The 14584-nt window shown below is 50.6% G+C and carries 2 protein-coding genes; both read right to left on the bottom strand.

The genetic code is table 11. The features are described from left to right. Positions 1-3: 3 nt before the first annotated feature. Positions 4-342, bottom strand: coding sequence for a phosphopantetheine-binding protein (locus tag OGI71_RS22215; protein ID WP_282252011.1), 339 nt, complete (start codon positions 340-342; stop codon positions 4-6). 62 nt (positions 343-404) lie between these two features. After that, positions 405-14576: a non-ribosomal peptide synthetase gene (locus OGI71_RS22210; protein ID WP_282252010.1), complete on the bottom strand. Its 14172-nt coding sequence runs from the start codon at positions 14574-14576 to the stop codon at positions 405-407. Between the last annotated feature and the right edge of the window lie 8 nt (positions 14577-14584).

The raw sequence follows: 14584 nt of genomic DNA, 5'->3' as shown, positions 1-14584 counted from the left end.
TAACTATACGCTTATATACGTTTTATTTTCATCGTCAGTTTTGACATTATCAGCTTTTCCAAACCACAAAGCATGGTCTATTTCAGCAGCTAAACTTTCGATATCGGCATGAAGAAATAGCTTTCTTAAGTCTATTTTTGCATCAATTTTTTTTCTAACCAACAGGGATAGTTCCATCGCTTTCAGACTGTTCCCCCCAAGATCAAAAAAATTGTCGTGGATACCGATGCCCGAACGGCCCAGAACTTCCTCCCAGATCAAAACCAGAAGAGACTCCACCGCATTACGGGCACCAACATACTCCGTACCCGTACCCAACAGACCTTCATCGGGATCAGGCAATGATTTCCGATCAACCTTCCGTTTGTTATCAATAGTCTTTCACCATAAAATTCACTTATTGGTTAATCCTCTTTTGTATTTAATATTCTTAATGTATTGTCGAGAATATTTGTATTCAAAAAAGCGGCTTTATCATCTTTAGTTGTATCTGAATTTTGTAAAAATTTATAAAGTTCATTTATATTCGGATATTTAAAAACATCAGTTACAGAGATTTTTAAATTGTGCTGTATGCTCATTCTTTGAACCACTTGAATCAATTTCAGACTGTTCCCCCCAAGATCAAAAAAATTGTCGTGGATACCGATGCCCGAACGGCCCAGAACTTCCTCCCAGATCGAAACCAGAAGAGACTCCACCGCATTACGCGCACCCACATACTCCGTACCCGTGCCCAACACACCCTCCTCGGGATCAGGCAATGACTTCCGGTCGACCTTACCGTTCGGTGTCAGCGGAAGCTCCGAAAGCTCAACATAACGCGACGGAACCATATAAGACGGAACCAGCTCCCCAAGCTCAGCCCGAAGAGCGCCCACATCAACAGGGACAGAGCTAACAATATACGAAACAAGCTCCCGATCCCCCCCATTGACCTCACGTGCAACGGTAACACTACCCAGGATACCCGAACAGCTCTGAACAAAACGGTCAACCTCGCCAAGCTCGATACGGTAGCCACGCACCTTTACCTGGTCGTCCATACGGCCCCGGTACTCGATCTCTCCACCTGACAGACGAACACCGAGATCGCCCGTACGGTAAAGACGCTCCCCGGGACGGTAGGGATCAGCTACAAATCGCAAAGACGTCAGATCGGGACGGTTAAGGTAACCCCGTGAAACACCAGCACCACCAATGTAGATCTCACCCAGACAGCCCTCAGGAACAACCTCCATATTACCGTCAAGAATATAGATCCATGTATTACCTATAGGTAATCCGAGTGGGAGTATAAACCTATTTTTTAGATAATGCCTATGTGCTATATATACAGTTGCTGTAATCGCAGTCTCGGTAGGCCCATAAACATGAAATATTGATTTATCTATAAAACTATCTATCTTATTTCCATCTAAAATATCTCCGCCAAGTATTATTCTCTTTACTTTAATTAATGTCTTATCAGACATTATATTAAAAAAACCAACTGGCAAAGTAATAGTGTCTATACTTTTAATTTCAATATACTCATTAAGAAAACCAGGATTTAATCTTATTATCTCAGGAATAATAAACAATGACGATCCTGAAAACAAACATGTAAAAATTTCAGATACGGAAGCATCAAACGAAATACTGCAAAATTGAAGATGCCTTTCTCCTGAAGATGTTTTAAACACCTTCATTTGATAATTTATCGTATTAACCACATTTCTGTGCTCCACCATAACCCCCTTGGGTTCACCCGTAGAACCAGAAGTATAGATAACATATGCAAGGTCACTGCCATCGGTAACCCCTTCAAGGGAACCCGCGCTGTAATCGCCCATCACCGACTGAAAATCGGACAGAAAAGAGTCATCTATCACAACACGGCAGCCACTGTCAGACAACATATACTCAACCCTCGACCGCGGATAACCGGGGTCAAGGGGAACATAGGCTCCTCCGGCCTTAAGAACACCGAGAATCGCAACCACCATCCATTCCGAACGCTCCAAAAGCAAACCTACAAGAACTTCACGGCCAACACCGTGCTCCCGTCTGAGATAGTCCCCAAGACGGTTCGACAAACCGTCCAGATCACGGTAGCTCAGCTCCCGATCCCCATAAACCACAGCCGGAAGATCACCATAAAGAGCCGCACTAGACTCAAAAAGACTCACAACACTCTCCCCCTCAGGATAAGAAACATCCGTCGCATTAACCCCATAAACAAGACGATCGACCTCATCTGATCCTAGATAGGCAACCGAAGAAACCCCCTGCAACACATCCGAAACCATATTGCCCAAAAGCTCCTCAAGATGCCTGGCAATACCGCCGATAAGCCATTCCGGATACACACTCCTGTCATAATGAAAGTGTACCCCGAAAGTATCTCCAGGGACAACAACAACCGTAAGACCATAGTTCGTCTGCTCCAGAGCAGTGGCCCCAAGCACCCTGAAATCAAACTGTGAGGACTCCAGACGCTCCTGCACCGGATAGTTCTCATAAACAACTATATGGTCAAATAGAGCCCCCGAAAAACCGCTCTCCGACTGAATGTCAGCAAGCTGAACATAATGGTGGCCAAGCCCCGAAATCGAGTCGCCCTGCACACGGAGTAAAAGGTCATGCACACTCTCGCCTTCAACAATACGTACCCGCACGGGAACAGTGTTGATAAAAAGACCCACCATGTCCTCTACCCCCACAAGATCACTGGGACGACCCGAAACAACCGTACCGAAAACAACATCATCACGGTCGTTATAACGGCCCAGAAGAATGCCCCAGGCACACTGGAAAAAAGTACTCTCGGTAACTCCTAAACCAGAACATAATGTCCGAAGGGAACCGTAAGCAGCCCCGTCAAGAACAAAGGACAAATGGCCATGCCCAGATCCACCGCTCTCACCAGCAGCCAATCCCTTAGGGAGGCCGCTCAGCATTTCATAACCCAAAAGATACGCCCGCCAGTATGCATACGAAGATACTCGGTCTATACCCCTAAGCCACGTGATATAGTCCGAATACGGGCGCACAGAAGCTAGCCCGGGATGCTCCCCACGGCACAGGGATCCATAGATCGAAAAAAAATCGTTCACAAGGATACTCACGCACCAGCCGTCCATCAAAATATGGTGATGGCTCCAGATAAACTCATAACGGTCCTCGGAAACACGTACAACAGAAAGACGCATCTGTGAACCCCTACCAAGGTCAAAACCCCGGGAAACATCTGCCGAAAGATACTCCGAAAGAGAAAAATCCTCCGAAGCACGCGAATCGATATAAACAAAGTCGGGCACAGCCTCACGTGCAACAACCTGCAGGATACGGTCCCCATAGGCATCCGTGAAAAAGGTCCGAAGGACCCCATGGCGCTCCACAAGATGCGCGTAACTCCGGGAAAGAACTGTACTGTCGAGCGACCCCTCAATACTGCACCTGAGCTGCTCAAAATAAAGCCCCCCGGAGCCTCCCGAAGATAACCAGTGGTAATAAAGTCCCTGCTGAAGAGGGCTCAGCTCATAGAGATCCTCCACACCGACACTAAGATCCAGATCCCGCACACTCGCCAGATCCAGGGAATTATAGCTCAGGTCCACAGGGGTAACATAGGCCTCTCGGCACTCCGAAAGAATGCCGACAAGCGAACGAAGGTGACCCTCAAAACAAGCAAGGACACCCTGCACCGTAGAGCGCAGATGGAGGCACCCGCTATAGACAACAGTAAAATGAAGCTCACCGTCAATGATCATACCCGTAAAATCCAATTGAGAAGTCCGAGGCCCTGCACTAGATATTCCTGAACCCCACGAACCTCCACGATAACCGAAAACCTCCCCCCCGGAAGCGGAGCCCGAAACACCAAAATCACCAAGATAATTGAAAACAACATTAGGGGAACTACTATAGCCGGCACCACCGAGATAACGCAAAATACCATAGCCGATACCCTTGTTCGGAACACGGTGAACACGCTCCTTTATGCACAAAAGATTATCCAGTGCAGTGCTGCCTCCGTCAATATCCAGAACCACCGGATATATGCTGGTAAACCAGCCTACCGTACGGCTGACATCAACATCTTCACCGATCGGCTCCCGGCCGTGCCCCTCAAGTCCGACAAGGATATGACTCATACCGAACTCCCCATGCAGGGAAAGACCAAGCGATGCCAGTAATATATCATTGATATCTGTACGGTAGGCCGAATAACAGCTCCCCACAAGCTTTGCAGTGGTCCCCCTGTCCAGAACAAAATGCTCACTCGAAACATCACCATATAGATTGGACCCCCCAGGGAAATCCACCCGGAGATCATCATAATCCCCTGAATCAACAGAAGACCAGTAAGCGGACTCTTCCTGCAATGCCGAACTCCCACAATAACGGACAAGGCTCTGTTGCCAGTAGCCATAGGAATCTGTCTTGGAAGGAAGATCATGGCCCCGCCCAGAAACATACCCCTGGTAAAGATGAGAAAGATCCTCCACCAGGATCCGCCAGGAAACACCGTCAACCACAAGGTGGTGACACAAAAGAAACAACAGGTCCCCTTCGTCACGCCGAAAGATACAGCCCCGGAAAAGCGGACCACCGGAAAGACTGAACCCTCCCTGTAATCGCTCACAGTGCGCCACAAGATCAGCGTCATCCCCTATGCTGACCACATCCAGCAAGGGCACAGCATCCCCCGAGTTCTCCTGGAACCAACCGGAAGGACCCTCCCGGTAAACATAACGCAGCGAATCATGATGGCGCATCAGTGAGCCCAAACAGAAACGGATACCATCCTCCAACAGAACACCATCGTAGGAAAGCATCACGCTCTGGTTATAGTGATGACGGTCAACCTGTATCTCCTCAAAAAATAAATGCTGGATCGGGCTGAGACCAAAGGTACCCGTCTCTACCCCCTGAAAAGGCTCTCGGGAAAGAGCAACAACAAGCCCCGAAAGTGAAAAAATCGTCGGAAAACGGAGGATATCCTGGATACCGAGACCATACCCCCCCTGCCGAAGCCGCGAAACAACCTGGATAGACTTGATCGAATCTCCCCCAAGAATAAAAAAATTGTCGTGGATACCGATGCCCGAACGGCCCAGAACTTCCTCCCAGATCGAAACCAGAAGAGACTCCACCGCATTACGGGCACCAACATACTCCGTACCCGTACCCAACAGACCTTCATCGGGATCAGGCAATGACTTCCGGTCAACCTTACCGTTCGATGTCAGCGGAAGCTCCGAAAGCTCAACATAACGCGACGGAACCATATAAGACGGAACCAGCTCCCCAAGCTCCGCTCGAAGAGCGCCCACATCAACAGCGCCCGCGCCAACAATATACGAAACAAGCTCACGGTCCCCACCATTGACCTCACGTACAACCGTAACACTTCCCAGGATACCCGAACAGCGCTGAACAGAACGGTCAACCTCGCCAAGCTCGATACGGTAGCCACGCACCTTTACCTGGTCGTCCATGCGGCCCCGGTACTCGATCTCTCCTCCTGACAGACGGACACCGAGATCGCCCGTACGGTAAAGACGCTCCCCCGCACGGTAGGGATCAGCTACAAATCGCAAAGACGTCAGATCGGGACGGTTAAGGTAACCCCGCGAAACACCAGCACCACCAATGTAGATCTCCCCCAGACAGCCCTCAGGAACAACCCCCATATTACCGTCAAGAATATAGATCCACGTATTACTGATAGGTAATCCGAGCGTAACTCCGGAACCAGGCTCCAGGCTCTTGACCATACAGCCAACTGTAGCCTCCGTAGGGCCATATTCATTATAAAGCGATACACCCTCGATAACTGAACTAAGCAGTTTAACATCACTCGGAAAAACCTCCTCTCCACCAAGGATAACTCTACCGACACTACCCTTAAAAGAATCCAGCGAACCCAGTAGACGAACATGCGAAGGTGTCAGCTTGATAGAGCCAACTCCGCACTCACCACGCAAAGAGTCGCGGACAATATCAGCAGTATCGGTACCATCGCCATAAATATAAAGACCGCTTCCGGATAGCAGACCGCTATAGATACTCGTAACTGTCAGATCAAAAGATAAAGAGCTGGGGACCCCAAAATATCCCCCGGAAACATTCCCAAGATAAAAGTCCATCGACCAAAGAACATAGTTCACCAGATTACCGTGCTCAACCATAACCCCCTTGGGTTCACCAGTAGAACCAGAAGTATAGATAACATATGCAAGGTCACTGCCATCGGTAACCCCTTCAAGGGAATCCGCACTGTAATCGCCCATCACCGACCGAAAAGCGGTCAGAAAAGAGTCATCTATAACAACACGGCAGCCACTGTCGGACAACATATACTCAACCCTCGACCGCGGATAACCGGGGTCAATCGGAACATAGGCTCCCCCGGCCTTAAGAACACCGAGAATCGCAACCACCATCCATTCAGAACGCTCCAAAAGCAAACCAACAAGAACTTCACGCCCAACACCGTGCTCCCGTCTGAGATAGTCCCCAAGACGGTTCGACAAACCGTCCAGATCACGGTAGCTCAGCTCCCGATCCCCGTAGACCACGGCCGGTAGATCACCATAAAGAGCCGCACTAGACTCAAAAAGACTCACAACACTCTCCCCCTCAGGATAAGAAACTCCCGTCGCATTAAACCCATAAACAAGACGATCGACCTCTTCTGCCCCCAGATAGGCAACTTCCCCAAGACGAACTCCAGGATTCGCTGAAATACAGCAGATGAAACTACGCAGGTGCTCAAGGATAATCCGCGCCCGCGAATCGCTATAAACATCCGTGCTGTACTCAAGCCCAACAGAAAGAACGCCCCCGGATTCCGAAAACGTAAACAGAAGGTCAAACTTGCTCGTAGAGTCCCCATAAGAACCCCCGTAACCGCTAACCTCAACACCCCCCACACAAACAGCACCAGACCCAACAGCACTATCTTCCTGAACGCTCAACATGACATCGAAAAGCGGGTTGCGCCCCATGTCACGGACAACTCCCAGTTCCTCAACCAAACGCTCAAAAGGATAAAGCTGGTGTGCATAACCGCCAAGGCAAACAGAACGAACTTGCGACAGAAGCCCCAGAAAATCCTCTTCTCCAGTAAAACGGCTCCGAAAAGCAAGCGTGTTCGCATAAAAACCCAGCTGGCCGGAAAGACCGGCATGCTCACGCCCAGCAATGGGACTACCGATGACCTGGTCTGTCTGACCGCTGTAACGGTAAAAAAGTCCGTTCACGGAAGCCAGGCAGCCCATGAAAAGCGTACAGCCGGACCCCTGAAGCACAGAACGGAAGGCAACGGAGTCAGACGGCGACAACGAAACAGAAACACGGGAACCACGGTAGCTCTTTACCGGAGGACGCACAAGGTCCTCAGGCAGCTGCAGCACCGGAAGCTCACCCCCGAGCTGCTCAAGCCAGTAGGAACGAGAAACAGAAAAAAAGTCCCCGGACAGATGACCAGACTCCCAGCTCGCATAATCACGGTACTGAAGTTCAAGCGACGGCAGATCCGACTCCAAACCAGAAGACAGCGAACCATAAAGCGACAGAACTTCCTTGACCATGATACCCATAGACCAGCCATCACTGATGATATGGTGCATCGTGCACAGAAAAACCCACTCCGAGGGACCCGTACGGTAAAGGTGCGCACGGAGCAGAGGGCCCGAAGATAGGTCAAAAGGACGCCCGATCTCAGTGGACAGCAGCTCATCAACAACACCCCCCGCTATTGCATGACCCTCTCCGGTAAGATCCCGGTATGCAAGGGAGAATCCCGCATCTTCCGCTGAAAGAACCACCTGACGCACATCTCCCCCGTCAACCGTACGGAAAACCGTCCGCAGGATCTCATGACGCACGATGAGCTCGCGGAACGATCCCTCCAGTGCAGAAATGTCCAGAACACCACGGAAAACATAAACCGACGGAACATGGTAGGCACCGCTGCCCCCGTCAAACTGGCTCACAACCCATAGACGACGCTGCGAGGACGACAAAGGGTAACCGGAATCACTATCGGGAACCCGGACGATGCCCGCAACGCCCGGAAGATTGCCCGTGGAAAGAAGACCTGACTGACCCGAAACCGTAGGGTGCAGGAATAGGTCCTGCAGGGACATCTGAACATGGAAACTCCGCGAAACACTGCCCGAAAGACGGATAGCCCGCAGACTGTTCCCCCCGAGATCAAAAAAATTGTCGTGGATACCGATGCCAGAACGACCCAGAACTTCCTCCCAGATCGAAACCAGAAGAGACTCCACCGCATTGCGGGCACCAACATACTCCGTACCCGTACCCAGCAGACCCTCATCGGGATCAGGCAATGACTTCCGGTCAACCTTACCGTTCGATGTCAGGGGAAGCTCCGAAAGCTCAACATAACGCGACGGAACCATATAAGACGGAACCAGCTCACCAAGCTCAGCCCGGAGAGCGCCCACATCAACAGCGCCCGCGCCAACAATATACGAAACAAGCTCACGGTCCCCACCACTGACCTCACGTACAACCGTAACACTATCACGGATACCCGAACAGCGCTGAAGCGTAAGGTCAACCTCACCAAGCTCGATACGGTAGCCACGCACCTTTACCTGGCCGTCCATGCGGCCCCGGTACTCGATCTCTCCTCCTGACAGACGGACACCGAGATCGCCCGTACGGTAAAGACGCTCCCCCGCACGGTAGGGATCAGCTACAAATCGCAAAGACGTCAGATCAGACTGATTATTATAGCCAATGGCTACATTGCTACCCCCAATATAGATCTCCCCCAGACAGCCCTCAGGAACAACTCCCATATTACTGTCAAGAATATAGATCCATGTATTGTAAATCGGGGTACCTATCGTCGCCCGATCCGGTAAAATATGACAACTATGCCTATAAGAGACAGAAGTGACAACATGTGTCTCCGTAGGACCATAAAAATTAAATATATCTACCTCAGGGTAATCCTCCAAAAATCTCCTTAAATTCCCGGTTATATAGAGCTGTTCCCCTGTGGAAAGTATCTCCTCTATCTGATGCCCTGAAAGACCATTCCCTCCCATGGAATCAAAAAATACTCTCAAAGCAGAATAGGACATGGACAATATATTGATCCCCCTATCTATAATATAACTCCTCAGCAGATCAAAATCCCTGCGAGCTGCCTCACTGACAACATGCAGCTCACCACCCGTTGACAGCACATAATAAACGTCATTTAATGAGGCATCAAAACCAAATGAGGCAAACTGAAGATGCTTCCTCCCCCATCTTAAACCGGCCTCCAGGCGGTTCCACATCGTCAGGTTATAAAGCGTAGAATGAGTCTGTACAACACCTTTGGGTATTCCCGTAGATCCGGAAGTATACAATAGGAATGAAGCATCCTCCAATCCGATATGAACAGAAACTGCATCCCCGTCAGGAACTTCTGGAAGATCTTGTACATTAATAAAACGATAAGAACCTGCCCATTCCGGTCCTTCTGTATCCGTGATGAGAAGCGCAGCTCCACTTTCTGCCATAATATAAGAAAGTCTCGACTCCGGCAGTTCCTTCTCCATAGGAATGTAGATACAGCCGCATTTCATAACAGCAAGCATACTTATAACACTCCATTCCGAACGATCCAGGAAAACTCCAACCCCTGTGCCCTTATTGCCTCCTAAACTGATGATGATCTGCGACAGGTCGTTTACAACACGCGATAATTCCCGGTAGCTCAGCTCCCGATCCCCGTAAACCACAGCCGGAAGATCACCATAAAGAGCCGCACTAGACTCAAAAAGACTCACAACACTCTCCCCCTCAGGATAAGAAACATCCGTCGCATTAACCCCATAAACAAGACGATCGACCTCATCTGCCCCCAGATAGGCAACTTCCCCAAGGCGAACCCCAGGACCCGATGAAACACAGCAGATGAAACTACGCAGGTGCTCAAGGATAATCCGCGCCCGCGAATCGCTATAAACATCCGTGCTGTACTCAAGCCCCACGGAAAGAACACCCCCGGATTCCGAAAACGTAAACAGAAGGTCAAACTTGCTCGTAGAGTCCCCATAAGAACCCTCGTAACCGCTAACCTCAACACCCCCCACACAAACAGCACCAGACCCTATAGCACTATCTTCCTGAACGCTCAACATGACATCGAACAGCGGGTTGCGCCCCATGTCACGGACAACTCCCAGTTCCTCAACTAAACGCTCAAAAGGATAAAGCTGGTGCGCATAACCGCCAAGGCACACAGAACGAACTTGCGACAGAAGCCCCAGAAAATCTTCTTCTCCCGTAAAACGGCTCCGAAAAGCAAGCGTGTTCGCATAAAAACCCAGCTGACCGGAAAGACCGGCATGCTCACGCCCAGCAATGGGACTACCGATGACCTGGTCTGTCTGACCGCTGTAACGGTAAAAAAGACCGTTGACAGAAGCCAGACAGCCCATGAAAAGCGTACAGCCTGACCCCTGCAGCACAGAACGGAAGGCCACGGAGTCAGACAACGACAACGAAACAGAAACACGGGAACCACGGTAGCTCTTTACTGCAGGACGCACAAGGTCCTCAGGCAGCTGCAGCACCGGAAGCTCACCCCCCAGCTGCTCAAGCCAGTAGGAACGAGAGACAGAAAAAAAGTCCCCGGACAGATGACCAGACTCCCAGCTCGCATAATCACGGTACTGAAGTTCAAGCGACGGCAGATCCGCCACCAAACCAGAAGAAAGCGAACCATAAAGCGACAGAACTTCCTTGACCATGATACCCATAGACCAGCCATCACTGATGATATGGTGCATCGTGCACAGAAAAACCCACTCCGAGCGACCTGTACGGTAAAGGTGCGCACGAAGCAGGGGGCCCGAAGATAGGTCAAAAGGACGCACGATCTCAGAGGACAGCAGCCCCTCAACACCCCCTCCCTCTATTGCATAACCCTCTCCAATAAGATCACGGTATGCAAGGGAAAATCCCGCATCTTCCGCTGAAAGAACAACCTGACGCACATCTCCCCCATCAACCGTACGGAAAACCGTCCGAAGGATCTCATGGCGCCCGATGAGCTCGCGGAAAGACCCCTCCAGTGCAGAAATGTCCAGAACACCACGGAAAACATAAACCGACGGAACATGGTAGGCCATGCTGCCCCCATCAAACTGGCTCAGAACCCATAGACGACGCTGCGAGGACGACAAAGGGTAACCGGAATCACTGTCGGGAACCCGAGCGATGCCTACAACGCCCGGAAGGTTGCCCCTGGAAAGAAGACCTGACTGACCCGAAACCGTAGGGTGCAGGAAAAGGTCCTGCAGGGACATCTGAACATGGAAACTCCGCGAAACACTGCCCGAAAGACGGATAGCCCGCAGACTGTTCCCCCCAAGATCAAAAAAATTGTCGTGGATACCGATGCCCGAACGGCCCAGAACTTCCTCCCAGATCGAAACCAGAAGAGACTCCACCGCATTACGCGCACCCACATACTCCGTACCCGTGCCCAACACACCCTCGTCGGGATCAGGCAATGACTTCCGGTCGACCTTACCGTTCGATGTCAGGGGAAGCTCCGAAAGCTCAACATAACGCGACGGAACCATATAAGACGGAACCAGCTCCCCAAGCTCCGCTCGAAGAGCGCCCACATCAACAGGGACAGAGCTAACAATATACGAAACAAGCTCCCGATCCCCCCCATTGACCTCACGTGCAACGGTAACACTACCCAGGATACCCGAACAGCGCTGAACAGAACGGTCAACCTCGCTAAGCTCGATACGGTAGCCACGCACCTTTACCTGGTCGTCCATACGGCCCCGGTACTCGATCTCTCCACCTGACAGACGAACACCGAGATCGCCCGTACGGTAAAGACGCTCCCCGGGACGGTAGGGATCAGCTACAAATCGCAAAGACGTCAGATCGGGACGGTTAAGGTAACCCCGCGAAACACCAGCACCACCGATATAGATCTCCCCCAAACAGCCCTCTGGAACAACTCCCATATTACCGTCAAGAATATAAACCCATGTATTACTGATAGGTAATCCGAGCGTAACTCCGGAACCCGGCTCCAGGCTCTTGACCATACAGCCAACTGTAGCCTCCGTAGGACCATATTCATTATAAAGCGATACACCATCGATAACTGAACTAAGCAGTTTAACATCACTCGGAAAAACCTCCTCTCCACCAAGGATAACTCTACCGACACTACCCTTAAAAGAATCCAGTGAACCCAGAAGACGCACATGCGAAGGTGTCAGCTTGATAGAGCCAACTCCGCACTCACCACGCAAAGAGTCGCGGACAATATCAGCAGTATCGGTACCATCGCCATAAATATAAAGACCGCTTCCGGATAGCAGACCGCTATAGATACTCGTAACCGTCAGATCAAAAGACAAAGAGCTGGGAACCCCAAAATATCCCCCGGAAACATTCCCAAGATAAAAGTCCATCGACCAAAGAACATAGTTCACCAGGTTACCGTGCTCCACCATAACCCCCTTGGGTTCACCCGTAGAACCAGAAGTATAGATAACATATGCAAGGTCACTGCCATCGGTAACCCCTTCAAGGGAACCCGCGCTGTAATCGCCCATCACCGACTGAAAATCGGACAGAAAAGAGTCATCTATAACAACACGGCAGCCACTGTCAGACAACATATACTCAACCCTCGACCGCGGATAACCGGGGTCAAGGGGAACATAGGCTCCTCCGGCCTTAAGAACACCGAGAATCGCAACCACCATCCATTCCGAACGCTCCAAAAGCAAACCTACAAGAACTTCACGGCCAACACCGTGCTCCCGTCTGAGATAGTCCCCAAGACGGTTTGACAAACCGTCCAGATCACGGTAGCTCAGCTCCCGATCCCCATAAACCACAGCCGGAAGATCACCATAAAGAGCCGCACTAGACTCAAAAAGACTCACAACACTCTCCCCATCAGGATAAGAAACATCCGTCGCATTAAACCCATAAACAAGACGATCGACCTCATCTGCCCCCAGATAGGCAACTTCCCCAAGGCGAACCCCAGGACCCGATGAAACACAGCAGATGAAACTACGCAGGTGATCAAGGATACTCCGCGCCCGCGAATCGCTATAAACATCCGTGCTGTACTCAAGCCCCACGGAAAGAACACCCCCGGATTCCGAAAACGTAAACAGAAGGTCAAACTTGCTCGTAGAGTCCCCATAAGAACCCTCGTAACCGCTAACCTCAACACCGCCCACACAAACAGCACCAGACCCTATAGCACTATCTTCCTGAACGCTCAACATGACATCGAACAGCGGGTTGCGCCCCATGTCACGGACAACTCCCAGTTCCTCAACTAAACGCTCAAAAGGATAAAGCTGGTGCGCATAACCGCCAAGGCACACAGAACGAACATGCGACAGAAGCCCCAGAAAATCTTCTTCTCCCGTAAAACGGCTCCGAAAAGCAAGCGTGTTCGCATAAAAACCCAGCTGACCGGAAAGACCGGCATGCTCACGCCCAGCAATGGGACTACCGATGACCTGGTCTGTCTGACCGCTGTAACGGTAAAAAAGACCGTTGACAGAAGCCAGACAGCCCATGAAAAGCGTACAGCCTGACCCCTGCAGCACAGAACGGAAGGCCACGGAGTCAGACAACGACAACGAAACAGAAACACGGGAACCACGGTAGCTCTTTACTGCAGGACGCACAAGGTCCTCAGGCAGCTGCAGCACCGGAAGCTCACCCCCCAGCTGCTCTAGCCAGTAGGAACGAGAGACAGAAAAAAAGTCCCCGGACAGATGACCAGACTCCCAGCTCGCATAATCACGGTACTGAAGTTCAAGCGACGGCAGATCCGACACCAAACCAGAAGAAAGCGAACCATAAAGCGACAGAACTTCCTTGACCATGATACCCATAGACCAGCCATCACTGATGATATGGTGCATCGTGCACAGAAAAACCCACTCCGAGGGACCTGTACGGTAAAGGTGCGCACGAAGCAGGGGGCCCGAAGATAGGTCAAAAGGACGCACGATCTCAGAGGACAGCAGCCCCTCAACACCCCCTCCCTCTATTGCATAACCCTCTCCAATAAGATCACGGTATGCAAGGGAAAATCCCGCATCTTCCGCTGAAAGAACAACCTGACGCACATCTCCCCCATCAACCGTACGGAAAACCGTCCGAAGGATCTCATGGCGCCCGATGAGCTCGCGGAAAGACCCCTCCAGTGCAGAAATGTCCAGAACACCACGGAAAACATAAACCGACGGAACATGGTAGGCCATGCTGCCCCCATCAAACTGGCTCAGAACCCATAGACGACGCTGCGAGGACGATAAAGGGTAACTAGATGAAATATCAGTCCTGGGTATAGAATCAGTCGAATTATTCTGGTTAATTACCGAAAAATAACTAATTAACTCTGTTTCCCTCAATTTTATTTCTTTTATTATCGAAATATCTAATTTATCCTCATTTGAGATAATTAATTTACCATTTCGCACTGTTATATCAATACCTTTATCTATTAAAAGGAGTATGAGGTCTATAATTGATTTCATATAATTGG

Source organism: Sphingobacterium sp. ML3W (assembly GCF_029542085.1).
Classification (GTDB): Bacteria; Bacteroidota; Bacteroidia; order Sphingobacteriales; family Sphingobacteriaceae; genus Sphingobacterium.
Note: the sequence above shows the minus strand (reverse complement) of the source record. Positions and strands in the feature narration are given on the sequence as shown.

What these genes read in the sequence shown, in the direction of transcription:
- OGI71_RS22210 (WP_282252010.1), bottom strand. Translation starts at nt 14,576, where the DNA reads ATGAAATCAATTATAGACCTCATACTCCTTTTAATAGATAAAGGTATT.